The following is a 24,259-nucleotide window of genomic DNA, read 5'->3' as shown; positions in this document are numbered from 1 at the left end:
TAGCATGGTCGCGCTTGATGCAGCCTGGTCGAGAATTCCTGGGCCCAACAACTTCCCTGCGTTAACCTTCACGCGAACGCCCGCCAGGCGCGGTCCCGAGAGAGTCAATAGGTGTTGCTTTCGTCTGCCACGTCGCATGGGGTGTTCCTATTACGACAGCGCATCCCGCAATGAGACCGACAAGCACCGCGCCGTGTGGATACGAAAGGTAGGGTTGCGCAAAAGCAGTCAAGGCTGCCCCGAAATACCAAGCTGCCATGGCCGACAGGCGGGGGCTCTCCCTGGCCATTCTCGCTATAGACATGACGGGCGCGAACATCGTAATCAGCATCGCAACAAGTCCGAGCAGACCCTGACGAGCCAGCATCTCAAGGTAGTCATTGTGCGGCTTGCGTACCAGTTCTCCGCCCTCAGACCGGTAACCATGCAGGAGATCAGAACCCATACCAAGCCCGTAAACCCAGTTTTGAGGTTGCTGATCAAGATCCTGTCGAATGGTCGACCACCAGACGTCTCTGTCTTGCACTGAACCTGAGGCTTCCTTGCCCGTTCCTATAACGCTCTGTACCTGCTCCATCACCGCGGTAGGAGTAATTGCGCCAAGCCTCCCCTGCACGGATGGAACCATGTATGCGAAGCTTAGGATAAGGATGGCGATGAGAGCGCCGGATATGAGTCTGGCAATACGAGGGACTAGTCTCCGCATCTCGTCTGGTATTGGCGCGGCTTTGTTTCGATAGACTGCGGTTCCAACATAAAGAATCACCAGAGTTGCTGTAGCTAAATAAATCATTCGTCCCTGGGAGACAAGTATTGCCAGAGATCCCGCAGATAGGAGAACCAGCGCAGAAGCGCTTTGGCGTCTAGTTAATCCGGCCCAAAAGCAAGCCAGACCCAAAATGCCTACGTTGGCGAACTTTAAAATGTCTAAAGCGTCGGGAGGTAACAGACCGCGAAAGACATAAAGTACGATGTACCCAACACCCAGAAATAGCGTAAAATCTAAGAACCGGGCTATGCAAGAAGTTCCATATCGCTTCGCTGCACCGAATCCTATTAGTAGTGCCCCGAAGGAAACTATAATGATCGCGTCACGTGCTGCTAAGAAACCGTATGTTGGGAAGTCGCGCGCGACTAATGCGATGGTCCACAACATCCAAGCCAGCCAGGTCGCGGTCAGCCATCGCGCCATCGCGTTCCCGCGTAACACATCTGCTATATCCCCACGGAGCGCGAACCCGCAAAGAGCAAGACCAATAATCGCAATTGGCACAGGCCCCGCGGTGAGCGTAGACACACTAAGTGAGAGCGTGACAAGCGAAATCGTCAGCAAGCCAAACACTTTCTCTATAGTTTTGGTGGAGAGCGCGACAATGCCAGTGATAACTACAACTGAGACAATCAGAGATGAAAGGTCAGAAAGCGCCCAGACAGTGCACGTGACACTGAGCACAACCGCGACTGCGGTGAGTAGAATTTCGGAAGGTTGCAGGATAGGGCCCTGCTTACTGGCGGAAGATTTTGACGCTTTCACTCAAACCGTCCTGATGACATGCGTCGTCCAGGCAGAGTCCGTGTATAACGCGAACTCTGTTCGCATTTTTCCCGCACTCGGTAAAATTTGCACGACTTCATGCCTCCGTCAAATGAACCTCTATCGGCGTGGAGTCGCCGGGATGGAGCGACTTCGATAGACTACGTGTGCATGGCTGACGCTGCTAGTTGAGCGACCTGGTAGAGATGAGTGCACCAGGTCACCGCCCGGCCCGAGATTGCGGGTCGTTACGGTGCCCACGGCCCACACTGCCAGGTACTGAGACTGGCCTTGTTGTGACGCGAGTGAACCAAGTAGTGGGCGGAGGTCCTGCGGCGGTCATTGCCGGTTCGCGAGTCCACGTGCACAGTCCGGTAGCAGCCAGTGGAGGAGACCGCGTCAGAGCCTTAGGAAGAAGGCGCGCTGGTTTCCGGAGGAGGTTGTGTGCCATCCGCGGGTGCGCCTAGGTCAAAACGCACTCGACGCCCCCAGCCTTCGCTCTGCGAATTCGTACGCCTCGGTCAACCGCCCGGCCATCAGCGCGAAGTCGAAGGACTTCGCCACCTCCACCGACTGCGCCCTCACGAGCTCCTGGTAGTCCAGGTCGGCGAAGAAGCGCCGGACGGCGATCGCCATCTCCACCGGGGTGGTGCCGGCGAGGGGGTAATTGAGCGACACCATGCTGGGAATCGAGCGGCTGAGAATCGGGCATCCCATCTCGGCCGCCTCGAGGGTGGACAGCGGAGCCCCTTCCCACGCAGCGGTGTGGAGGTAAAGGCTCGCGGTCTGGACCAGTCGACGAACCTCGGCCGGCTCGATCCATCCCGTGATGTGGACGCCGGCTCGCTCGAGGCACTCGCGCCCCTCGTCACCCGACCCGATCCACACGAACTCGCACGACGGGCCCACCACCTCGGCCACCTCGGCGAAGAAGCGCGGGTCCTTCTGGTCGGCGATCCGTCCGAGCATCGCCACCAACGGGCGGTCCGACGCGGGCGGGCGCTCCACGACGAGGGACATGGGGGTAGCGGTGTTCGGCACTTCGCGGCTCGGCATGCTTGGTCGCAGATCGTGCCCGATGGCCAGTTCACGAGGACTCACGGCCATCAGCATCTGCTCGCGGCCGGCGAGGAAGCGTTCCACCGCCCAGTACGTGAGCCTCTTGGCGGGCGGGTGGCCCTCCTCCATGGCGTAGCAGTGCGGGGAGTAGACGATGCGGGTGCCCTTGGGGAGCATCGCGCGGAGCAGCCCCGCGTAGCTCGAATGCAGGTGCACGATGTCGAAGTCGTTGTCCAGGATGAACCTTCGTGCGTCACGGAGGAACGCCATGAGGTCGCCGTCGAACGTCTGGACGGCCGCCGTCTCCGGCACGTCGAAGGTCTCGTGCCCCACGCGGGTGCGGACGAAGAGGTGGTGCTCGTGGGCGTCGGCACCGCGGACGTAGTTCACGATGGCGCTGCGCAGCCCGCCGCCGAACGCTTCCGACACATGCACGATCTTCATCTCGCACCTTCTCGGTCGTGGGTGGCACGACGCTCCCCACCCGCGTGCAGACGAAACATAACGCCCCGAACCATTCTTCGCACGCCGAACAATGTTTGTTCGCGTCGCTCGCGTTCTTACAATGGAAAAGGCATGGCTACTTTACGCATAAGGTCGATGACACCGGCCGGAAAGCGGCACTGCGACTGTTTCGAGGTTGCGGGCGCACGGTGACAGACCACGACGAGTCGTCCATTTTCGTGCCATAGTTGTCGGCATGGCGGCACCGGTCTCGACGGACGATTCGCGCAAGCAGTGGGTCTCCCGCGTGCAGACGGGCGCTCGGGAGCAGGCCGGTGAGCGGCTCTACAACCTGGTGATCACCCGAATCCCGTCACGCACGCTCCGCGTGAGCTGGTTGCGGCTGTTCGGGGCCACCATCGGCGAGGGCACGACCATCAGGATGGGCACCCGAGTGCTGGGGCTGCGCTCCCTTGTCATCGGTGCGCACTGCGCCATCGGTGCAGGCTGCCTGCTCGACGCGCGGGGTCAGGTCACCATCCACGACGACGTGGAGATCGACACGCACGTGCAGATGATCAGCGGCCAGCACGTCGTCGACTCGGACGATTTCGGTACCACCTACTGCCCCATCGTCATCGGCCACCACGCCTGGATCGCCAGCCGGTCGATGGTGGTGGTCGGAGTGCGCGTCGGAGCCGGTGCAGTGGTGGGAGCCGCGTCGCTCGTGCGCGACGACGTGGCACCGAGGACCGTCGTCGCGGGTGTCCCTGCTCGTCCCATCGGGACACGCGACGCGGCTCTCGACTATCACCCGGTAGGCAGCCCGCGCCTCACCTGAGGTGCGTCGTGCAGCCTGCGCCGACGGTGGCTGGTGGCCACGCACCCCAGGACACTCGCGCCGGACAGTCCCAGCTTCCCCACCGAGTGCGTCAGATCCGCCGAGGTGGTCGACCCCAGAAGCGCCACCAGCAGGACGCCGTCCGCGACTCCCGCGAGGACGGCCGCGTCGGCCGAGCACAGCACCGGCGGTGCGTCGATGATGACGAACTCGAAGTACTCGTGAAGTTGCTTGACCATCTCGTTCATCGTCACGCGGCCGAACAGGGCGCTCGACGACTCGGTGGCGACGCCGGTACCGATGATGCTGAGGTTGTCACGGTCGGTGGGCACCACGGCGTCGTCGAGTGTGGCCTTGCCGCGCAGCAACTCGCTCAGCCCCGGCACTCCCCCGATACCGAACAGGGTTGGGAGCCTCCCGCCGCGGAAGTCGGCGTCGATGAGGGCCACCGATCTGCCGGTGTCCGCCAGTGCAGCCGCCAGTCCTGCCGCCACCGTCGTCGATCCGGTCCCCACCGTCGGCGCCGCCACCACGATGGTCCGCGGCGGTGTGCCCGTTCTGAGCGCGAGGATCGCTGTGCGGATCTCGCGGAACGCTTCCTCCGCCGTCGGAAACGACGAGCCGAGAAGCAAGGAGTCGGCGTTCGCGTCCTCCTGGCGGGGAACGACACCGAGCACGGGCCCGGCGGCGCCGGCCGCGATGTCGTCGTCGGTGTGCACGGTCGAGTCGAGGGCCGAGCGACCCACCGCCGTCGCGAGACCGAGGATCAACCCTCCGAACAGCCCGAACACCAGGTTGCGACCCCAGCGGGGACTCGAGGGAGCGACCGGGAGATCAGCGAAATCGGCCACGGTGGCGGTGGCTGCCGGCAATTGCCCCGCCTGTGCCGTCTCCAACTCCTGCACGAGCTGACTCGTCTGGGACGCCACCGCATTGGCCAGGTCGCGAGCAGCGGCCGCGTCGGAATCACTGGCTGTGACGTCCAGCAGAACTGATCCCGTGACCGCCGCGGCGGTGACTCTCGACATCACGCTCTCCGGAGGAACGTTCAGACCCAGTTCGTCGATCGCGCGCTCGGCCACCTGCTTGCCCACCGCGAGCCCCGCGTACGACGCGACGCGACCGGTGGAGAACAGGCTGCCCTGATACGCGTCGCTGATGGAGCCCGCACCGGTGGTCGAGATGAAGAGTCGCGCCGTCGCCACGTAGGTCGGTTGCGACAGGGCCGACACCGCACCGGCAGCACCGACCGCGAGCACGGTGCACAGCACGATGGTGACCCAGTGTCTCCGCCAGGCCGAGAAATACTCCCGTATGTCCATGACCCGTTCTCCCCGCGGAAGATACCCAGCGATTGTGGCCGGGAATGATTGCTCATAGTATGCGGATGATCAGTGAAAAGCGCAGGGCAACATGGGTGTCACAGAATGGTCATCCGCTCGCGCAGTCGCACTGACAGAATGAAACGGCGATACCCGGAAATGGCCCCGTTTACGGGGACGTACATGAGCACGACGCGACGGAGTTCGGCGTTTCGGACACTCGAGCTCGACTGACGGAAGCGATGGTGTGTCTTGACCAAGCGAGCTCTCATCACAGGAATCACCGGGCAGGACGGCATGTACCTCGCCGAACTGCTGCACGGGAAGGGGTACGACGTGTTCGGCCTGGTGGCCGGCCAGAACAATCTGCGGACCCAGCTGTTCACCGAGAGCCATCCCTACGTCGAGATGATCAGTGGGAACCTCCTGGATCTCATGAGCCTCATCCGTGCAGTTGCTCATGCGAAGCCCGACGAGGTCTACAACCTGGGCGCCCTGTCCTTCGTTGCCTCGTCCTGGCAGAACGCACGACTGACCAGCGACGTCACCGGCGGCGGTGTGTTGAACATCCTCGAAGCCATCCACTTCTTCCAGGACAGCTCGGGTCAGGACGTGCGGTTCTACCAGGCCTCCAGCTCGGAGATGTTCGGCAAGGCACAGCAGGTGCCGCAGGCGGAATCGACGCCTTTCTGGCCGCGCTCTCCGTACGGCGTAGCCAAGGTGTACGGCCACTACATGACGATCAACTACCGCGAGTCGTACGGGATGCATGCCAGCTCAGGGGTGTTGTTCAATCATGAATCACCCTACCGAGGAACCGAATTCGTGACTCGCAAGATCTCACAGTCGGTAGCACGCATCAAGCTCGGTCTACAGAACACAGTCACCCTGGGCAACCTGGATGCGCAACGTGACTGGGGCTTCGCCGGCGACTACGCGGAGGCGATGTGGCTGATGCTCCAACAGGACGAGGCGGACGACTACGTCATCGCGACGGGCGAGACGCACTCCATTCGTGACCTCCTGGACATTGCTTTCGACGAGATCGGTGTGCCTGAGTGGCACGATCACGTCGATATCAATCCGGCTTTCGTCAGGCCGGCAGAAGTGAGCCTGCTGGTGGGCGACTCGTCCAAAGCTCGCGACAAACTCGGCTGGCGCCCCAAGGTCGGCTTCGACGAGTTGGTCCGCATGATGGTGCGGCACGACGTCGACGATCAGTCCAAGCGCGCGGCCGGTGCCCAGTGAACTCCGCGCCCTACTCGAGCACGCGCAAGGAACAACTGGGTGAGCGCGTCTTCAACTTCCTGATCACCCACATCCCGTCGCACACACTCCGTCAGGGGTGGCTCCGCTTCTTCGGCGCCACCATCGGCACGGGCTCGTCGATCATGCTGGGCTCCACTACGTTCGGGCTCCGACGGCTGGTGATCGGCAACAACGTGTCCATCGGGTCGTCCGTGCTGCTGGACGCCCGCGGGGGTCTCCTCATCGACGACGACGTGGTGATCGCGTCCGACGTCCACATCATCACCGGCGACCACGACGTCGACAGTGACGATTTCGGTGTCCGCCTCGGGCCGGTGCACGTGGGACACCACGCGTGGATCGCGAGCCGCGCCACCGTGCTGCGGGACGTGGAGATCGGCGCCGGCGCCGTGATCGGTGCCGCGTCGCTGGTCCGCCGCGACGTGGGCGAGATGGAGATCGCAGCCGGCGTTCCCGCCACGGCGCTGGGCAAGCGCACGTCCGCGTTGGACTACCACCCCACCTTCCGCCCGCTCCTCTACTGATGGGACCCGACGTGGTGGATCTCGCCCGTACGCGGCTGGTCTACGTCGCGCCTGCTGCCGGCCGCAGCGGCGTCGGCGACTACGCCGACGATTTCCTCGCCGAGGTCGCCCCGCACTTCCTCGACGTCGTCGACTACCGCATCGAGACCGAGGGTGCGGAGACGGCGCGCGAGGTGCTCGCGCATGCGCGACGGATCCGCGCGCTGGTGAAGGCCTCGTCGGCGCAGGGCCCCACCCTCGTGCACTTCGAGCAGAGCGGCGGGTCGCTGTCGGTGTTCTGGGCATCGCTGCTGCGCGGGGTGACCGTCACGGCCACGGTGCACGATCCGCCGTACCCGGTGTGGTGGCCGTTCAAGACCAAGTCGGTGGGGCGCCACCGCCTCCTGCACCACGCCGTCCACTATCCGTTCCGGATCGTCACCACCGCGCTGCAACGTCGAGTACTGCGGGGGCGCAACGTATTCGCCCTCACGACGATGGGCGCCGACAGCATCCGTCGTACCTTTCCCCGGTCACACCCGGTCGCGGCACGCATCTTCGTGCCGGCCCGCCCCGACCTCACTCCGCCCGCGGAGCGTCCACTCGCAGTCGGATTGTTCGGCCATGTCTACCGCGGCAAAGGCTTCGATCTCATCGGCCGTCTGCGCGAGGAACTGGACGTCGACATCGACATCCGCGCCGCCGGACGAGGAACGGCGGCACTGCCGGCGATGGACGGTGTGACCCTCGTGGGCGAGGTCAACGGTCCCGACGAGGACCGCTTCTTCGAGTCGATCCGACTGCTGCTGGTGCCCTACTCCAAGCACAATCCGTACGGCAAGGCCTATCCCGCCTCGAGCGCCGTCACCCGATCGTTCGCGTACGGAACACCCATCGTCTGCATCACCGAGGGAGCGCTCGCCGAGACGGTGGAGCGCGGAGGCGCCGTGGGAGTCGACAGCGTCGACGATCTCGCCGCCGCGGTCCTCGACGTGGTGCGCGACGGCGCCCGGCTCGACGACCTCACCCGCCAGGTCGACGCGGTACGGCGAGCCGATGCCATGACCCACTGTGCGGCCGTCTTCCTCGACGCGTGGTCCGCCGGGGCGAGCGTCGACGCCGCCGAGTACTCGGCGCGATGAGAGCGCTCGACAGCCATCTCCTCCGCACGGGGGTGGCGTCGTTCTGGAACTACAGCGGCCGGCTCGTCGGGCTCGGCTGGACGTTCGCTCTCATCCACACCCTCGGCATCGGCTCCTACGGGCAGTACGCCGTGGCGGTGGCGACGGCTGCCATCGTGAACGCCGGCATCGACAACGCGTTCTACGTCCGCTCCCTTCGACTCGACGAGGCCAGGTACGAGCGGGAACGCTGCGCCCGCGTGTTGTTCGGCTCGGTGGTGGCGGTGGTCGGTGTCGTCGCGTTCACCGCGTCGTTCGTCGTGGGTTTCGCCGTGATCGTCGCCGCGGGTGAGCTTCTGTTCAACACCTGGAAGAGCCACCTGCTCCGGGAGGGACGTCCCGACGTCGCCATGCGCTTCGACGCGGTCCGGCAGATCACGAGCATCGTCCTCGGTGCCACGTATCTGTATGCGGTGGAGGCACCGTCGCTGTCGACAGCCGCGGCCCTGTACCTGCTCCCCTACCTCGTGGTGGCGGCCGCCTGCCTCCGGTACGTCCCCGGACGGACCCCCGCCGCACCCGGCGGGCCGAAGGAGTTCGCGCTGCTCTCCTTCGAGGCTCTCGCCGCCGCCCTCTACGCGCAGGGCGACGTCGTCGTGATCGGGTGGGTCGCGGGCGACGAGGTCGCGGGCTACTACTCCGTGGCACTCGTGGCGGCACTGGCCATCTCGACCATCGGCCAGAACTATGCCAACACCTACCTCGAGAAGATCCGGGCGGTCGGCGGTCACGTGTCGGGAGCGCCGGCGCTTCGCGACGTCGTCAAGGTCGGCCTGCTCACCGGTGGGTCGATGGCCGTCATCGGCGTCGGCATCCTGCTCTGGGGCGGCGCCGACTACACCGGCCACATCACGCTGATCCTCTCGCTGTTCGTGGTCGCGCGGGCGATCAACCACTCGTTCATCGTGGTGCTGTTCGTGCAGAAGCGCGACGCCCTGCGGGTGAAAGCCACCGTCGCCGTGGCGGTGGCGAAGCTCGCGGCACTGGCGTTGCTCGTGGGCCCGCTCGGCGGGTACGGCGCGGCCGTGGCCTGTGTCGTGTGCGAGGCGGCCCTGCTGTTCATGTACCACCGCGCCGTGCACGGCGCAGCGTCGTCCTCCATCCGAGAACCACTCCACGACAGGGCTACTCGATGAAAGCGGCATTTCTCCTGGCCAAGGATCCCCGGTTCGAGTCGACCGGCGACCTGACGATGGCCAAACTGGTGATCACGCTCGCCCGGTCGTCGTACGACGTTGCCGTCGTGTGCCTCTCCGGCCGCCCGGAGGTGGCGGAGGCCGACGTCGTCCGCATTCCCAAGACGGCTCCGCGCCCGGCCGAACTGGTGAGCCGGAGCCTGCGCACCCGTCGCAGTCTGGTGCACACGCGCTTCACCTCGGACAGCCTCGTAAAGGCCGTGGACGACACCGACGCCGACATCTTCGTCGCCGACCACAGCTACATGGCCGAGGCGTTCCTGCACTCCTCGCGGGCACATACCCGTCGACACGGAGACCCCATCCTTGCGGTGAGCACCGTCGTGTCGGAGACGTTGGTGTGGAAGGCCACTCGGGGAGTGCTCGGCCGGGTCGACTCGCACCGCATCGTGCGCGACGAGCTCCGCGTCGCGCGGCAGGCCTACTCCGTCGGGACGTACGACGCGGAGGAGGCGCAGTTCTACTCCGATCACGGGGTGCGGCGAGCGCACTGGCTGGATCTGACACTGCCCCCGAAGACGCAGGTGGACATCGGCGAGTCCGGCCCTCGACTGGTGTTCCTCGGCGACCGCCAGTGGTCGCCCAACCAGGAAGCGTTCGAACGGCTGCTGACGTGGTGGCCGGACATCGCCCGCGGCATCGACGGTGCGGAACTGCGCATCGTCGGCTCGCGCGGACCCGGCCGGCCCGTACCGCTGCCGCCCGGTGTGGAGGATCTGGGCTTCGTCGACGACCTGGACGCGTTCCTCTCGACCAGCCGCGCCATGGTCGCGCCCATCGTCACCGGCGGCGGAGTCCGGGTGAAGATCCTCGACGCGGCCAGCCGGGGCATGCCCGTCGTCGGCACCACCGCGGCCGTCGGATCGCTCGGACCCGTCCTGGGAATCGACGGCATCGACGACAAGCACGAGTTCGTGCAGCGCTGCCGGCGCTACCTGCTCGACCGTTCGGCCGCGGTGGCCGACGGCGACTCCCTCTACCGAGCCAACGCCGACCGTTGGAACGAGGGCGCACCGCACCGCGCGGTGCAGGAGTGGTTGGCGCCGTGACCCCCCGCGGAGCGTCTCTCCTGGTGGGCATCCTCGGCGCCGGTGTGGCCGTCGCGGTGGGCCTGCTGTCCGGCTCGAGCACCAGCGCCGCCCGGCTGCTCGCGGTGGGCCTGATCGGCATGGTGGTCGGCGTGACGGTCACCCTTGCCTCACCGAAATTCGTTTATGCCGCACTGGGATTCACGCTCGGTGGCATCCCGTTCGCGGTGATTCCCGGCGCGGGACCCGCGGTGCTGCTCCTCGCGGTCGCGGTGTGGGCCGCGATGCTCACCCACCCGCCCCCTGTCTTGCGGGTGCGCAGCCTCGACGTGATGGTGGCGCTGCTCCTGCTCGTCTCGTTCGCCTCGGTCACCCAGAGCGCCACCAGCGGAGTCCATGTCACCGAGTTCCTCAAATGGGCAGTGGCGACGTCACTGATCTTCCCGCTGCTCCGACTCGATGCGGTCGACCTGCGCCGCTTCGGCCTGTCCTATGTGTGCGGCGCGGCGATGGGTGGCGGCGCCTCCCTCCTGATCCTGTTCTTCGACCGCACCGGGACCGCGATCTCCGTCCTGTCCCCCATCGGGTACGGGAACACCGGGACCATCGGCACCACGCTGCGCTGGTTCGAGGTGGGCGGCACGTCCATCCGTCGGTTGGCCGGCACCTACATCGACCCGAACGTGGCGGGCATCTTTCTGTTCCTCGGCTTCGCCCTCGCGTTGGCGTTGACCCGCGGGTGGATCCGCATCGTGTCGAGTGCCGTCATCGGACTGGCGCTGATGGCGACCCTGTCGCGCTCGGCCATCCTGTCGGTGATCGTCGCGCTGGCGGTGTACCTCGCGTTCCAACGACTGCGGACACGGACCCGCGTGATCGTCGTGGCGGCCACGCTGCTGGGCGCGGCTGTCGCACTCGCCATCCCCGCCGTCAACGCGCGGTTCCTGTCCAGCTTCGGCTCGTCCGACCGCGGAACTGACGACAGGGCCCGCGCACTCGCGAACTTCCTTCCATCGATGGACGGGCATTGGCTCTTCGGGCGCGGGTGGGGTGCCCTCGAGCTCATCGACGAGGTGGCCGGCTACAACGCTAACTACGTCGCCAACACCCCGTTGCTGACGCTCTATCGCGGGGGCATCATCGTCGGCGTCGTGTTCCTCGCGCTGCTGCTGGCCGCGCTGGTCATCGCGTACCGACGGATGCGCTCGTCGACGCACTGGCAGGCCGGCGTGATCGGTGCGGCCTTCATCGGATTCCTGCTCGTCGCACTGCAACTGGACTTCCCGGTGGTCACCAATCCGATCGTCACGATGGTGTTCTCGGTCTTCCTCGCTCTGCTCACCGTCAACCCGACACCCCTCTCGGACGACAGCGCCGTCGAACCCGATCATGCTCGACTGCAGGAGGTTCCACGGTGACCGATACTCCCGCTCCCGTCACCGCACCGCCGACCCAGCGGAAGGCCTGGATCGCCGGGCTGGAAGGCCCCCGCGGTGTCGCCGCGATCTGCGTCGTCCTCGCCCACGTGGCCGTGGTGCACACCCCGAACATCGTCGCGTCGACGCGGATCGACTTCCTGGGCCAGGCCCTCACGTTCTTCTTCGCGCTGTCCGGGTTCCTGCTCTACCTTCCGTACGTCACGCGCTTCGCCGACGGGGCAGCGTTCCCGAACACGAAGCGCTACTTCGTCGCCCGCGTCCGACGGGTGTTTCCCGCCTACATCGTCATCTTCCTGATCGTGAACTTCGTCCTGGGCGCCGGCTACGTGGTGAATCCCGTGACGAGCGGCTGGGATCATTCCGCCGACGGCACCGGCACCATCACCGCGCCGCTCCCCCTCCTGGCGCACCTGACGCTGACCCAGTCGTACTTTCCCAGCACTCTGCAGACCGGAATCAATCCCTCCTGGTCGCTGAGCACCGAGTGGGGCTTCTACCTCGTTCTACCGATAGCGGGCTTCCTGCTCTTCCGGTTCGGCCGCGGCGGCCGGCGACCCCTCGTGACCGCGCTGATCCCCGCGGTGGCGCTCATCGCGCTCGGGCTGATCGCCAACACCATCGTCGGCAGGCTGCAGCACGCGAGCGGCCTCCCACCGCTCGAGCAGTACTGGGGACCGAACTGGGTCGCGGTGTTCTCGCGCAGCTTCCTCGCTCTCGCTGACCACTTCGCCTGGGGCATGGTGGCGGCCGTCGTCTACGCCGCGATCGCCCGGGGAGCCTTCTCCCGCTTGTCGACGTCGCGGTTGTCGGCGGTTCTCCTCAGCATCGCCGTCCTGGCGCTGTCCGGCTCGATGCTGTTGTTCGCGCTCGGATCTCGCTACATCTCCTCGGTGTTCGCGATCGCCTCGTGCGCCTCCATTCTCGCGATCGTCGCGCCTCTCGGCCGCGGCGAGGACTCCCGCCTCGCGAGGATGACCGACTGGGCGCCGCTCAAGTATCTCGGCATGGTCTCCCTGTCCTCCTATCTGTGGCACTACCCCGTTCTGGTCCTGGTCGGCCGTGCGGGGATTCCCATCCCGCCCACCGCACTCGGTCTCGTGTGGGGATTCGTGCTGGTCATGTCTCTGACGGTGGCGCTCGGGTCGCTGACGTACTACCTGGTGGAACGACCGATGATGCGATGGCGAGCCGGACGTACCACGTGAACCGACGGGGGTTCCTCGTGCTCGCGGCCGCGGCAGTGGCGGCGGCCGGGTGCACGCGGGACCGGAGTGCGACGCCCGTGCCCGAGAAACTCCAGGCGCCTCCCCGAGTACTCGGCTACTCCACCGGGTCGTCCATCCTGTGGGCCGACGACGCGGACGTCTCGCGGACGATGGCCGCGGTCCGCGACGGGGGGGCGACATCGGTTCGTATCGACGTCTCGTGGCGCTTCGCCGAACCTGCTCGGGGTCAGTACGACTGGCGACCCTCCGATCGGGTGGTCGACGCTGCCAGGGCGGCCGGCCTGGACGTGGTGGCCACGCTGACCACGACACCGGCGTGGGCGGCCATCGGGTTCTCCGACCTCGCCGCAGCGGCTCCCCGGAACCCGCAGGAGTACGGCGCGTTCGCGGGCGTCGTCGCCGATCGGTATCGCGGGCGGGTGTCGACCTACGAGATCTGGAACGAGCCGAACGGCCGACTGTTCTTCTGGCCGAACCCCGACCCCGCCCGGTACACCGCCATGCTGCGGTCCGCCTTCACCGCCGTCACCGCGTCCGATCCCGACGCCGTCGTCGTGGCCGGGGCACTGGGCAACACGGACACCACCGACGGCCGGATGGACTCGAACGAGTTCCTCGTGGGTATGTACGACGCCGGTGCGGCCGGGTCGTTCCACGCGCTCTCGTACCACGCATACGACTACGGCACCACCCTCGCCGACGGCGGCCTGTACCCCAATTCGGCTGTGCAGCAAATCATCAGGATGCGGCAGACGATGGTGGCGCACGGGGATGCGGCGGCACGCATCTGGATCACCGAGTACGGCGCGCCCGACACCGGCGTGGACGCGGACACGCAGGCGCGGCTCATCGTGGAGTCGGCGCAGCAGTGGGGCGAGGTGCCGTACGGCGGGCCGTTCTACGTCTACACCGTCCGTGACGGCGACAGCCTGTCCCCCGATCCGGAGGCACGCTTCGGCGTGCTCGACGATGCCTTCGTACCCAAACCCGTCTACGGACAGTTGGCCGCACTGGCCGCGGCGGGGCTGCCCCAGCGCGACATCGCGAACCGGTTCGACGCCGCCGCACCCTCCGACTTGGGCGAGCCGTGGGGCCCGGTCTTCGCACTCCCCGCGGGCTCGGGCCGCCAGTACACCCACGGCAGCCTGTACTCGACTTCGAGCGGCTGGCTCACCTCGCCGCCGGGGGTCGCCGACATCGCCCGCACCACGGGGCTCGTTCCGGCGGGCCCGTTCCACGACGGATACCAGGACCTGCTGGCCGACGGCGGGTTCCGGGTGTTCTCCGATCCGCGGTTCGGCACGTGGGCCGTAGTCGGCGCGATCCTCGATCAGTGGCGGCCGGAGCTCGGGTTCCCGGTCACCGGGGAGTACGAGGCGCCCGACGGTCAGCGCGTCGTGGACTTCGAGTCCGGCCGCATCCTGTGGAACCCGACGGACGGGGCAGTGGTGGTGCGCGACCGGTGACGCGGCTGGGCGCGCTGCGCCGGGTTTCCGCTGACGTCGCCGTTGCTGGACATTGCGACACCGTTTCACGGGCCGCTATTCGAGCGTGACGGGCGTCCGGGGATTGCGGTTCAGAGGCGTCTCCTCGCGCAGAATGCGAGCCCCGTCCTCGATGTCCGCATTGTGAATGGCACGGCCCATGACGACGCCGATGACCAGGGCTGCGACAACCCAGACGGCGCCGATGCCGTAGACGATCCACCACATCGCACGAGTGTGACACCGAAATTCGGAAATGTGACCAGAAATGGCAATGAAACCATTGAGAACGTTTCTCGGCGGGGTTCGAAGCGCCACCACGGGCGTCTTCGGTACGCGATCCGCACCACAGAGCCTGTCATTCGATCGAAGGACGGGGTCAACGACGCTTCCGTGCACTCGGCCTGTTCAGGCGTGTTTCGAGTTCTTCGACGCCGAGGACGAGTCGGATGAGATCGCGGGATGACTTGCAGCGGAAACAGCGGATGGCCATACTTTCCGCATGGTCAGACGACGTTCGCGCATTGTTGCGCCCGATAAACCGACGCTCGGACAAGTCAGTTCCGTCGGTGTCAGCTTCGTCGCTTTTCTCGTGTTGCTGTTTCTCTGCATCAGCCACGGCCTTCTCTGAATTCGGCCCACTTGCGCGCATGTAGGCAAATCGAACACACGTTCGATTTATGTCGGTGGGTCGCGGTACTGTGAGGCATGTTTTCGGGGGGAAACGCAGGGGATGGTCGTCATGACGACGGCTCCATCGGCGACCCCGTTCTCGCCCAGCTCGTCGCTGCGCAGGAGGAGCTGACGCGCCGCATCGCGGCCTACGACACTCAGCACATCGGGACGGCCGACCGTCTCGCCCTTCTGGTGCGGGACGAGAAGGTGACGCGGTCGCGGCAGGCGCAGGCGCACGTGTGGCTGGCCGAGCTCGTCCAGCAGCGCGGCTTCGAGGAGACCGGAGCGCACAACGCCGATGCGCTGGCTCAACTCCTCACCATCGATCGCGCAGCCGCTGTGGCGCGACTGTCCGTGGCCGCCCAGCTCGGCAACAGGACCACCCTGCTGGGCGACGTCATGGAACCCGAGCTGCCCGCCACCGCCGCGGCGCTGCGCGAGGGTGCCATCGACCCGGCCCACGTGAAGGTGATCAGGAAGTTCGACAAGAACCTCCCTGCCGCTGTGGATGCAGACACCCGCGCCCACGCAGAGCGTCACCTGGCCGACGCGGCGCGCGAGGTGCGTCCCGCGGAGCTCACGGCGCTCGCCGAGCGCATCACCGCGCACATCGTCGAGGAAGGCGAGTTCGAGCTCCCGCCGGAGCGCGTCCGCAAGCGCGGCATCTTCATGGGCAAGCAGGACAGCGACGGGATGCGCAGCGGCAGGTTCGTTCTCGATCCCGAGACCGCGGCTTACCTCGATGCCTACAACAGCAAGTACGCGTCGCCCGGGGTGGGCAATCCCGAGGACACACGCGCGCCCGTCATCGGAGAACCGGACGACGAGACCCGCCAGCGCGACACCCGGACCACACCGCAACGACGGCACGACGCCCTCAAGCTGCTGCTACGCGACACACTGTCCTCCGACGATCTCGGCAAGCACCGCGGTGTGCCGGTCAAGGTCATCATCGTCGCCCGTCTCGAGGACCTGATCCGAGGCACCGGACTGGCCACCACCGCAACGGGTTCCACCATGCCGATCCGCGACGTCATCCGCATGGGGTCGCACGCCGATCACTACCTCGCTGTCTTCGGCGACGACGACGGCAGACCACTCCACTTCGGCCGCACCCGCCGCATCGCCAGTGAGGACCAGCGCCTCGTCCTCATGGCCACCGATCGTGGTTGCACCGCACCGGGATGCGATCGCCCCGCCGTCGCCACGCAGGCGCACCACATCCACGAATGGCAGGACGGCGGGCCCACCGACATCGAGTCGCTCACCTTCGTGTGCGACATGCACCATCCGATGGTCCATGACGGAGCGCTCGGATGGTCCACCACCACAGCGCCACCAGGCCATCCCCACGCCGGGCGCACTCTGTGGCACCCACCTGCCCTCATCGACCCGTCGAGGACGGGCCGGGTGAACCACTATCACCACCCACAGGACTATCTGTGGGAGGACGACGAGCCGGCGGCCTGAGTCATCTCGATGAGTCGCAGGGCATCCCACGGTCGAAGCCCTTCGCGTCGTTGTCGAAGTAGACGTACACGTCTCGCTTCGCAGCGCGCCACTCACCGATGCGCTCGGCCCACCGGCCGAGCGCCTCGTCGGAGTACCCACTCGTGTACAGCTCCGTGTCGCCGTGCAACCGGACGTAGACCACGTCGCTGGTCACCTCGGTGAGCATCGGGAACTTCCCGGCCGAGTCGGCCACGACGCACCCGATGTCGTGTGCCCGCATCAGCTCGTACGCCTCCGGTCAGTCGAAGCTCGGATGCCGCACCTCGAGGCAGTGCCGCAGCGGCCGGTCCTCGTCGACGTCCAGGAACACGCGGTCGTCGGCGAGCTTGTCGTCGTGCTTCTCCCCCAGCCGAGCGGCCTCCGTCGTCGACCGCGGCAGCAGCGCGAAGAAGTCGGCCATTCTCGTGGCGTCGAAACGGAACGTGGCCGGCAGCTGCCACAGGATCGGCCCGAGCCGTGGCCCCAGCGCGAGAACACCCGACGCGAAGAAGTTGCCCAGCGCCGCGTCCACCCCCACCAGCTTCTTCATGTGCGTGACGAAGCGCGGCCCCTTCACCGCGAACACGAAGCCCTCGGGTGTCTCCGCACGCCAGCGCTGGTAACTCGACGGCCGCTGCAGGGAGTAGAACGAGCCGTTGATCTCGATGGAGGTCAGTGCGCGGGAGGCGTACTCGAGCTCGCGGCGCTGCGCCAGCCCCGCGGGGTAGAAGTCGCCCCGCCAGCCCGCATAGCGCCAGCCGGAGATGCCGATGCGCAGTTCCATCGGCTACCTCCCGTCCTCTCGGCCTTTGTCAGCAGATACCCGCACACCGAGCTGCGACACATGGGCCTGGTGCGATCACGGTCGCGGTGGCCAGGCGGCCCAGCCGTCAGGAAGTGCTCGAAGAGTGCGATCCGCAGCGTCGAGACGCGCTGCGGGGATATCGCCGGCGCCGGTCCGCCCCGAGCTCGCGCCGTCGGGAAAGGTGAATGAGTACCCGACCATCGGACGGAACCCGCGCTTCACACTCTCCTGATAGCTGCCGTTCACGACCGCGAACACCTGACGCTCGAGGCCGTCGGCTTCGTCCTGCCAGGTCGAGTCGCACGCGTCGCACCCGCAGCTCGGGAAGTAGAAATCGTGCAGCAGACCAGCGTGCATCCCGATCCCGGGGTAGGACGTGAAGATCAGTGTCAGTGTCGCGCAGTCGGAATCGCTCGGTCGGATTCGAACAGCACGAGTCGTGTCGCGATGCGGGCGAACCAACTCCGCAATCGCCTCCGGACCCTCGTCGATCTCGACGTCGTAGGTGTCGCGTAGGTGCTCGATGAGGGCATCCGCGATCACATGAAGTGGCGCATAGCGTTCCGGGTGTTCGGTCACGGAATAGGCACTCTCCGGCGGAGAGTCGGCCCACAGGTTCCCGTAGTCGATGACCCGACCGTCGGAGTCACGGAACACCGGCTCCTCGATCGTGGGGCGTACGTACGAACTCACGTCAGTCATCCTCTCTCGCTGCGAGCAGTCCTATCGGTGCTACCGCCCGGTCGGTGCGGGGATCGCGCCACACCGCGACACCCGCGTCGACCATCTAGGTGGGCGCACCCATTCCGGAGTCGGGGAGCAGCGGAAACGTCCATTCGTCGACGTACTCGAGATCGGGGCCCCACATCGGTCCAGTGTGACAAGCATTCCGGTGCTCGAAAAACTGTTTTTCACGATGCCGTCGACACCGTACGGTTCGGTGCATGGACGAGGTCGTGACCCGACGGAAGAACCAGCCACCGCCTCGACATGTGGTCTTCGACGATCTCGTGCATCCGGGTCGAGAGACCAGACGGCCGTGGTTGCACCTGCTCGACGACGAGACGCTTCCGCGTGTCATCGAGTCCGAATCGCCGTCGCTGATCGTGTGGTCGTCGCTCTGGCCGGCGAGACCTGATGCCCTCATTCGCTTCGACCTGGCGGACGACGGCACTGGAACGAGTCTCCGATGGACATTGCTCCTCGACCCACCACGCCCGGACCACGACGCCGTTCGCAGCATGCGCAAGCGCATCGACAGGCTGATCAATGGCAACCTTCGCCATACCTACGGGCAGTGACCGACCGGTGCGGTGAATGGGAGCGTGCGAGAGCCACCATGACGCCAGGGATCAGGGACTGTCCAGCACCCGCTCGAGTGGCACGTTCGGGATCGTGATCCCCCGCGACGCGCCGAGACCCGTGATCTGCAGCCAGATGGTGTCGGCGAGGAAGGCGGCGAACGTGTCGAGATCGACCGAATCCTCCTGTGCGCGCCACGTTCTCACCGCGCCGACGCAGCCGGAGATGAGGCTCGACACCCACGGTCCGACCAGGCGCAGGTCCTCGTCGCCCAGGTCGGCGTCGACGAGAGCGAGGAATCCGCCGACGGCCACCTCGATCTTCTCGGCGACGCGGGCGATGGTGCTCTGCAGCGGTGATTCGGACGATCCGGTGACGTTCTGCTCGATGACGTACGTCCAGGTGGGATGGGCCACCACCCAGCGCACGTACGAGTCGACCACCCGTTGCACCACCGAGCGTGGCAGACCCACGAGTGTCACCGACGCCGTCAGGGTGTGTTCCAGCTGCTCACAGATGGTGCGCTGGATGGCGACGTCGAGGTCAGCCCTGTCGGCGAAGTAACGGTAGATGCCGGTGCGATGGATGCGCGCCTCGTCGGCGATCTGCTGCGCCGTGACCCACTCCCCCGGATGCACGCCCCGCTCGAGCACGTCGAGGGCAGCGGCGATCACCTGACGGCGGCGGTCGGCGTTGTGCTGATCCCACCGTCGCCTCCGGCCGTCACCGGAGGTGGTGCGCTCGGTGCTCATCGCACCGAAGCATCTCACGTACGCAGTAGTCTCCGCGGAGCCCTGACGTTCACACGTGCCGCGACGGCCTCCTGATCGAGCCGATCGACGATCTTCACGCGCGGCCGACCGTTCCGTCGACCGAGAGCGAGCTCCTCCGCATCCAGCCGGCGCCATGCCGCCAGGTCACCCGCCCGCGGGATCGCTGCTGCGATCAACTCGTCGGGCGTGTGGTGCGGCTCGGTGATGTCGGAGTCCAGGTGGTCGAGCACTGCCTCCACCGTCTCCTGCGCACAGGTCTTGTTCGTGCCGATGAAGCCGCGCGAACCGCGCTTGATCCACCCGACGACGAACACACCCGGCGCCACCCGCCCGCGATCGTTCGGCACGGTGCCCGTGCGCTCGTCGAACGGGAGCCCGGGCAGACCGACACCGCGGAAGCCGACCGACCGCACCACCAGGCCGGCGTCGAGGACGTACTCGTCGGACGTCGGGACGGCGACGACGGCACCGTCAGCACCCTCGACCAGGTCGTTACGGGCGACGCGGACGCCGCTCACCCGGCCGTCCTCTCCCAGGATCTCCACCGGCGATACCGCGAACGTGAGCACGATGCGACGGCGCGTGGCGTCCGTCGATCGCGGCCGAGCAGCCAGCTCCGCGAGCAGGCGACTCCGCTGATCGTCACCCTGCAGCTGCGCAGGATCCGCCTCGACGATGACGTCGACATCGGTGAGTGCCGCGAGACCCATCAGCTCGGGCACGGTGAAGGCCGCGTCGGCCGGTCCGCGTCGGCCGAGGATCTGCACCTCTCGGATCTGAGAACCCCGCAGCTGGTCGAGAGCGTGCGGCGCGATGTCCGTTTTCTCCGATAGCCATTCGGTGTCGCGGGTGAGCATGCGCGCGACGTCGAGGGCGACGTTGCCGTTGCCGACGACGACGGCGCGCTGGTGATCGAGCGTGACGGCGGCGTCCCGATGGTCGGGATGGCCGTTGTACCAGCCGACGACGTCTGTGGCCGCCACGGAGCCCGTCAGGTTCTCACCGGGAATGCCGAGCGTGCGGTCGGACGACGCGCCGACGGCGAACACCACCGCGTGGTAGACCGACTGCAGTTGCGCCACAGTGACGGTCGTTCCCACCTCGGCGCCCAGCACGTAGCGGAAGCCGGGCTCGTTCTCGATCGCCTCGAAGAGGTCGGTGACCTTCTTGGTGGTCGCGTGGTCGGGTGCGACGCCGTGCCGCACCAGGCCGTGCGGAGTGTGGAGCTTGTCGTAGACGTCGACCGACGCCACCTCGGGATGCTTGAGCAGCTCGTCCGCGGTATACAGACCGGCAGGCCCGGCACCGATCACCGCGACGCGGAACGGGCCACCGCGGCGCAGACGTCGTTGCGGCGCAACGAGAGCCAGCGGAGTGCGGTCCGCGTGCGGAGACCGCTCGAAGTACTCCGCGTTGAGGGCCGCGTACGGAGCCGTCTCGATGGTCAGCTTCGTGTCGGGGACGATCGCGCCCACCGGGCACGCCGTCACACAGGCACTGCATCCCACGCATGTCGCCGGGTCGATGAACAGCATGTCGGTGGTTCCGAACCCGGGCTCCCCCGGCGCGGGGTGGATGCAGTTGACCGGGCACGCGAGGACGCAGGACGCGTCGGCGCAGCACGTCCCGGTGACGACGTGGGGCATCGAATCAGGCCGCGGCGGAGGCGGGCTCGCTGCGGAACCGCGACGGGCGTCCGTCGATACGCAGACTCGTCCACAGACGCTTCGAGACGCGGTTCATCAGGCCCATGTCCTCGGACAGCTTGCGGACGTCACCGAACATGTCGCGCAACGTCTTCGCGGAGGCCTCGTTGTCCCACCACACCTCACGCACCACCTCGGGCGGGATTCCGAGCTCGCGCTGCACCTGCTTGCTGGGCTTCATGATGACGTCGCACAGCACGCGCATGATGATCGGCGTCGCGATGGACATCGCGAACCGCTGACGTCGGGACAGTTTGGGCGCGCGGTGCTCCAGGTACTGGTGCGCGAAGCCGATGTGCCGCGCCTCCTCGGCGACGTGGATCTGCATGATGCGCGTCATCAACGGGTGCTGCGATGCACCGGCGCGCAGGATCGACTTCTGCGCATGGTCGATGGGCTCCTCGCCGGCCAGCACTCCGACGAAGAAGCCGAACGGCAGCGGGCCCGCGAAGAGGGGAAGAAGAGGGCCGGCCTTGCGGAACCACCTCGGGCCACCGGGCACGGCGACACCGATCCGGTTCACCAGCTCCTGGAACATCTGGGTGTGGTGGCACTCCTCCGTCGCCTCGTGCGTGGAGTAGCGGAACTCCGGCGAGCCGTTCGGGAGCCGCAGCGCGTAGTTCATGATGCCGGCGATGAGCACCTGCTCGAACTGCAGACCCACCTTGAGGATGTTGGCCTGCCGGTACATCCCGACCGCGATCTGCCGATCGAGAGGCAGCGACCGGTACCACTCGGTGTTGCCCAGCGGATCGGCTGCCGGGAGCACCCAGCGGGGATCGTCGGCCACGATCTCGTAGTGCGGATCGTCCCAGGGGATGTCGAGGAAGGCATCGAAGTGCTGGTGAACGGACGCTTCGGACAGGGTGCGCAGCGTCTGCTCGTACTCGGAGCGCGTGTCGGATGTGATCGTCATGGCGTAAACCTCCGTGAGTGCCGGGCCGACTTGGTGCGACAGGCTGTTGCAGTAAAAGTTACTGCAACTCGGTGTACCACGCAAGCAGTGAGCCGTCGCGAATTGGTACAACGAACGTTGTCATCGTGGCCGAAATCAGGCCATTCTCGGTTGTTGCATTCACTCGGCATCTATTCTTCGATCATCGGGTACCGTTTGCCCGTCCTTGCGAACCGCAGCTCCGAATACCGAGAACTCGACCTGTCCTTCTCCTCACTGCCGCATCGTTCGTCGGGGGTCGACGCGGCTCGACGAACGAGAGTGTGTGTTGCCCGTACGTCCGATCCCGACCGCCGACCACGCCGCGGCACGCCTCGAGTACCCGAGCGTGCCTGCGATGCGTCTCGTCGTGTTGACGCTGGTCATCATCGTGGGCCTGGCCGGGATCACCTGGGGTCTGTCACCGCAGTTCGACAGGACGTCCTTCGTCATCGTCGCCGTGGCGGCGCTGACCACTCTTCCGTCCGCGTTGCTCATCTACCTCTACGGGCGGAACCTCCGCTACTCGATCCCTTTCGTCGTCTACGCCGACATCGGCATCACCGTCGTTCTGTTCGCCTCCCGCTCGCCGTTCGACGCCCTTCCCGGCGTTGTCCTACTGATGCTGGTGTCGTTGTTCGCGGGTGTGTACGTCTCCGGGCGGATCCTGACGGCCCAGCTGGCCTTCGCCGCGGCGATCCTCGTCGTGCTGTCCGTGCTCTCGGTACACGACGGTGTCCCCGGCTGGCTCGTTCTGTCGCGTGCGCTCACCCTGCTCACTGCGGTCATCGTGCCGATCCTGCTCAAGATGCACGTCGACTTCCTCACCGACAAGCTCGAGAACAGCCGACGCGACAGCGTCAGCGGCCTGCTCAACCGACGCGGCCTCGACGGCGCCGTCGCCCGGTTCGATGTTCCCCGCGGAGTCGAGCAGACCCTGGGCGCGGCCGTCGTCCATCTCCGGGACTTCGTGCAGATCGAGCGACGCCTCGGCCGCGCCACGAGCCACGACCTGGTCGCCGAGACGTCGAGTCTGCTCACGGACGCGTTTCCCGACGCCATCGTCGCCCGAACCCAACCGGGCGAATTCGCCTGTGTATGGCTCGGTTCCGCGGACGACGTGGCCGAGCGGCTCGCCGCGGCACGCGTACTGGTGGAGTCGACCCGCCTGCGCAGCGCCACCGTCAGCATGACGTGCACCAGTTCCACCGTGCCGGTCGACTACCGCACCACCGTGACCGTCGCGCTCGGCAAGACCCTCACCGCCGCCGCGTTCCTGCAGTACGGCGACGCCGTGGCTCCGCGCAGCAACCACCACGTCGCCGAGCTGATCGCGGACGGCGGGCCCGCCATCGTCTTCCAACCCGTATTGTCGGTGTCGACGGGTCGGGTCATGGGCTACGAAGCGTTGTCCCGCTTCCCTTCCGGGCACGGCACCACCCAGAGCTGGTTCCTCGACGCGGCCGCCGACGGCCTGCAGATCCCGCTGGAGCTCGCTGCTGTCCGACGCGCCGTCGCGGCGTCCCGAGACCTCCCCACCGACGTCTTCCTCGCCGTCAACGTCTCGGCGACCACCATCGTCGCCACCGACCTGGTGCCGATTCTCGACGAGGCCGCCGAGTGCCGACGCGTCGTCGTCGAGATCACCGAGCACGACCTGGTCAGCGACTACACCGCACTCGGCGCCGCGCTCGATCATCTGCGCGACGAGGGCCTGTCCATCTCCGTCGACGACGTCGGGGCCGGCTACTCCGGTCTCCGTCAGCTCGTCGAGATCAAGCCCGACGTCCTCAAGCTCGACGCCTCGATCGTGCGCGGCATCGACACCGACCCCATGCGCCGCGCCGCCGCCAGCGCCCTCACCACCTTCGCGGCCGCCATCGGTGCGGAATGCGTGTACGAGGGCATCGAGACGCCGCAGGAGCTGGAGTCGGCGCGCAGCCTCGGTGCCGACATGGTGCAGGGGTTCCTGCTGGGGCGTCCCACCTCCACTCCGATCCTGAGCCGTCAGGACGGCATGAACGCCCTCTGAGCGGGTATGGCCAGG

The 24,259-nt window shown here is 66.6% G+C and carries 20 protein-coding genes and 1 pseudogene; 12 read left to right on the top strand and 9 right to left on the bottom strand.

Translation table 11 applies throughout. The annotated features are described in order from the left end of the window. Window positions 1–61: 61 nt before the first annotated feature. Window positions 62–1,534: an O-antigen ligase gene (locus HQ314_RS17625; protein ID WP_222650741.1), complete on the bottom strand. Its 1,473-nt coding sequence runs from the start codon at window positions 1,532–1,534 to the stop codon at window positions 62–64. 468 nt (window positions 1,535–2,002) lie between these two features. Beyond that, window positions 2,003–3,037: a glycosyltransferase gene (locus HQ314_RS17620; protein ID WP_222650740.1), complete on the bottom strand. Its 1,035-nt coding sequence runs from the start codon at window positions 3,035–3,037 to the stop codon at window positions 2,003–2,005. Window positions 3,038–3,293: 256 nt separating this feature from the next. Here HQ314_RS17620 and HQ314_RS17615 point away from each other — a divergent pair, with 256 nt between their 5' ends. After that, window positions 3,294–3,878: an acyltransferase gene (locus HQ314_RS17615; protein ID WP_261781770.1), complete on the top strand. Its 585-nt coding sequence runs from the start codon at window positions 3,294–3,296 to the stop codon at window positions 3,876–3,878. Here the strand turns inward: HQ314_RS17615 and HQ314_RS17610 are convergent. Beyond that, entirely contained in the window at window positions 3,848–5,200 is a 1,353-nt protein-coding gene (locus tag HQ314_RS17610) for a polysaccharide biosynthesis tyrosine autokinase (protein WP_222650739.1), read from the bottom strand. The two genes, HQ314_RS17615 and HQ314_RS17610, sit on opposite strands and share 31 nt — an antisense overlap. A 252-nt stretch (window positions 5,201–5,452) precedes the next feature. Between HQ314_RS17610 and HQ314_RS17605 the strand changes: the two genes are divergently transcribed. Genes HQ314_RS17605 through HQ314_RS17570 form a run of 8 tightly spaced genes read left to right on the top strand, consistent with a single transcriptional unit; the run spans window position 5,453 to window position 14,508 of the window. Continuing rightward, window positions 5,453–6,448, top strand: a complete 996-nt coding sequence (locus HQ314_RS17605) for a GDP-mannose 4,6-dehydratase (RefSeq protein ID WP_222650738.1) — start codon at window positions 5,453–5,455, stop codon at window positions 6,446–6,448. Then, entirely contained in the window at window positions 6,445–6,993 is a 549-nt protein-coding gene (locus HQ314_RS17600; RefSeq protein WP_051613483.1) for an acyltransferase, read from the top strand. The genes HQ314_RS17605 and HQ314_RS17600 overlap by 4 nt, the downstream gene beginning before the upstream one ends. An 11-nt stretch (window positions 6,994–7,004) precedes the next feature. After that, window positions 7,005–8,114, top strand: a complete 1,110-nt coding sequence (locus HQ314_RS17595) for a glycosyltransferase family 1 protein (protein WP_222650737.1) — start codon at window positions 7,005–7,007, stop codon at window positions 8,112–8,114. Continuing rightward, window positions 8,111–9,289 carry a hypothetical protein gene (locus tag HQ314_RS17590; RefSeq protein ID WP_222650736.1) on the top strand — a complete coding sequence of 393 codons (1,179 nt, stop codon included), beginning with the start codon at window positions 8,111–8,113 and terminating at the stop codon, window positions 9,287–9,289. The genes HQ314_RS17595 and HQ314_RS17590 overlap by 4 nt, the downstream gene beginning before the upstream one ends. Further along, on the top strand, window positions 9,286–10,398 hold the full coding sequence (locus HQ314_RS17585) for a glycosyltransferase family 4 protein (protein WP_222650735.1): 1,113 nt from the start codon (window positions 9,286–9,288) through the stop codon (window positions 10,396–10,398). Before HQ314_RS17590 ends, HQ314_RS17585 begins: the two co-directional genes overlap by 4 nt. Further along, the gene (locus HQ314_RS21800) at window positions 10,395–11,795 is read left to right on the top strand and encodes an O-antigen ligase family protein (RefSeq protein WP_222650734.1); all 1,401 of its coding nucleotides are present in this window, start codon (window positions 10,395–10,397) and stop codon (window positions 11,793–11,795) included. The genes HQ314_RS17585 and HQ314_RS21800 overlap by 4 nt, the downstream gene beginning before the upstream one ends. Beyond that, window positions 11,792–13,021: an acyltransferase gene (locus HQ314_RS17575; protein WP_027506357.1), complete on the top strand. Its 1,230-nt coding sequence runs from the start codon at window positions 11,792–11,794 to the stop codon at window positions 13,019–13,021. Before HQ314_RS21800 ends, HQ314_RS17575 begins: the two co-directional genes overlap by 4 nt. Next, window positions 13,018–14,508: a cellulase family glycosylhydrolase gene (locus HQ314_RS17570; RefSeq protein ID WP_222650733.1), complete on the top strand. Its 1,491-nt coding sequence runs from the start codon at window positions 13,018–13,020 to the stop codon at window positions 14,506–14,508. The genes HQ314_RS17575 and HQ314_RS17570 overlap by 4 nt, the downstream gene beginning before the upstream one ends. A 75-nt stretch (window positions 14,509–14,583) precedes the next feature. Here the strand turns inward: HQ314_RS17570 and HQ314_RS17565 are convergent, their stop codons facing one another. Continuing rightward, on the bottom strand, window positions 14,584–14,754 hold the full coding sequence (locus HQ314_RS17565; protein ID WP_222650732.1) for a hypothetical protein: 171 nt from the start codon (window positions 14,752–14,754) through the stop codon (window positions 14,584–14,586). Window positions 14,755–15,234: 480 nt separating this feature from the next. Here HQ314_RS17565 and HQ314_RS17560 point away from each other — a divergent pair, with 480 nt between their 5' ends. Further along, window positions 15,235–16,671: an HNH endonuclease signature motif containing protein gene (locus tag HQ314_RS17560; RefSeq protein WP_222650731.1), complete on the top strand. Its 1,437-nt coding sequence runs from the start codon at window positions 15,235–15,237 to the stop codon at window positions 16,669–16,671. Here the strand turns inward: HQ314_RS17560 and HQ314_RS17555 are convergent. Further along, window positions 16,638–17,476, bottom strand: a pseudogene (locus HQ314_RS17555) (DUF72 domain-containing protein). The gene HQ314_RS17560 and the pseudogene HQ314_RS17555 sit on opposite strands and share 34 nt — an antisense overlap. Before the next feature lie 75 nt (window positions 17,477–17,551). After that, window positions 17,552–18,190 carry a DUF6226 family protein gene (locus HQ314_RS17550; RefSeq protein ID WP_222650730.1) on the bottom strand — a complete coding sequence of 213 codons (639 nt, stop codon included), beginning with the start codon at window positions 18,188–18,190 and terminating at the stop codon, window positions 17,552–17,554. A gap of 251 nt (window positions 18,191–18,441) precedes the next feature. On the opposite strand from HQ314_RS17550, the gene HQ314_RS17545 reads away from it, so the two are divergent. After that, window positions 18,442–18,798 (top strand): hypothetical protein, encoded by a 357-nt coding sequence (locus HQ314_RS17545; protein WP_222650729.1) that lies wholly within the window; start codon window positions 18,442–18,444, stop codon window positions 18,796–18,798. Window positions 18,799–18,849: 51 nt separating this feature from the next. Here the strand turns inward: HQ314_RS17545 and HQ314_RS17540 are convergent, their stop codons facing one another. Genes HQ314_RS17540 through HQ314_RS17530 form a run of 3 tightly spaced genes read right to left on the bottom strand, consistent with a single transcriptional unit; the run spans window position 18,850 to window position 22,194 of the window. Then, window positions 18,850–19,551 carry a TetR/AcrR family transcriptional regulator gene (locus HQ314_RS17540; protein ID WP_222650728.1) on the bottom strand — a complete coding sequence of 234 codons (702 nt, stop codon included), beginning with the start codon at window positions 19,549–19,551 and terminating at the stop codon, window positions 18,850–18,852. A 14-nt stretch (window positions 19,552–19,565) separates the two neighbouring features. After that, a complete protein-coding gene (locus tag HQ314_RS17535) occupies window positions 19,566–21,218 on the bottom strand; it encodes an FAD-dependent oxidoreductase (RefSeq protein WP_222650727.1) in 1,653 nt (550 codons plus the stop codon). A gap of 4 nt (window positions 21,219–21,222) precedes the next feature. Further along, a complete protein-coding gene (locus HQ314_RS17530) occupies window positions 21,223–22,194 on the bottom strand; it encodes a diiron oxygenase (protein ID WP_222650726.1) in 972 nt (323 codons plus the stop codon). Between the two features lie 304 nt (window positions 22,195–22,498). On the opposite strand from HQ314_RS17530, the gene HQ314_RS17525 reads away from it, so the two are divergent. Beyond that, complete coding sequence (locus tag HQ314_RS17525; protein WP_222650725.1) at window positions 22,499–24,244, top strand: bifunctional diguanylate cyclase/phosphodiesterase; 1,746 nt, start codon at window positions 22,499–22,501, stop codon at window positions 24,242–24,244. Window positions 24,245–24,259: the final 15 nt, after the last annotated feature.

This window comes from Rhodococcus sp. BP-332, from assembly GCF_019836065.1.
GTDB lineage: Bacteria > Actinomycetota > Actinomycetes > Mycobacteriales > Mycobacteriaceae > Rhodococcoides.
This window is presented reverse-complemented; position numbering and strand designations above follow the sequence as displayed.

Excerpts from the sequence above, each read along its gene's own strand:
- HQ314_RS17620 (WP_222650740.1), bottom strand. The coding sequence starts at position 3,037 with ATGAAGATCGTGCATGTGTCGGAAGCGTTCGGCGGCGGGCTGCGCAGC.
- HQ314_RS17615 (WP_261781770.1), top strand. The coding sequence starts at position 3,294 with ATGGCGGCACCGGTCTCGACGGACGATTCGCGCAAGCAGTGGGTCTCC.
- HQ314_RS17610 (WP_222650739.1), bottom strand. The coding sequence starts at position 5,200 with ATGGACATACGGGAGTATTTCTCGGCCTGGCGGAGACACTGGGTCACC.
- HQ314_RS17590 (WP_222650736.1), top strand. The coding sequence starts at position 8,111 with ATGAGAGCGCTCGACAGCCATCTCCTCCGCACGGGGGTGGCGTCGTTC.
- HQ314_RS17585 (WP_222650735.1), top strand. The coding sequence starts at position 9,286 with ATGAAAGCGGCATTTCTCCTGGCCAAGGATCCCCGGTTCGAGTCGACC.
- HQ314_RS17565 (WP_222650732.1), bottom strand. The coding sequence starts at position 14,754 with ATGTGGTGGATCGTCTACGGCATCGGCGCCGTCTGGGTTGTCGCAGCC.
- HQ314_RS17560 (WP_222650731.1), top strand. The coding sequence starts at position 15,235 with ATGTTTTCGGGGGGAAACGCAGGGGATGGTCGTCATGACGACGGCTCC.
- HQ314_RS17545 (WP_222650729.1), top strand. The coding sequence starts at position 18,442 with ATGGACGAGGTCGTGACCCGACGGAAGAACCAGCCACCGCCTCGACAT.
- HQ314_RS17540 (WP_222650728.1), bottom strand. The coding sequence starts at position 19,551 with ATGAGCACCGAGCGCACCACCTCCGGTGACGGCCGGAGGCGACGGTGG.
- HQ314_RS17535 (WP_222650727.1), bottom strand. The coding sequence starts at position 21,218 with ATGCCCCACGTCGTCACCGGGACGTGCTGCGCCGACGCGTCCTGCGTC.
- HQ314_RS17530 (WP_222650726.1), bottom strand. The coding sequence starts at position 22,194 with ATGACGATCACATCCGACACGCGCTCCGAGTACGAGCAGACGCTGCGC.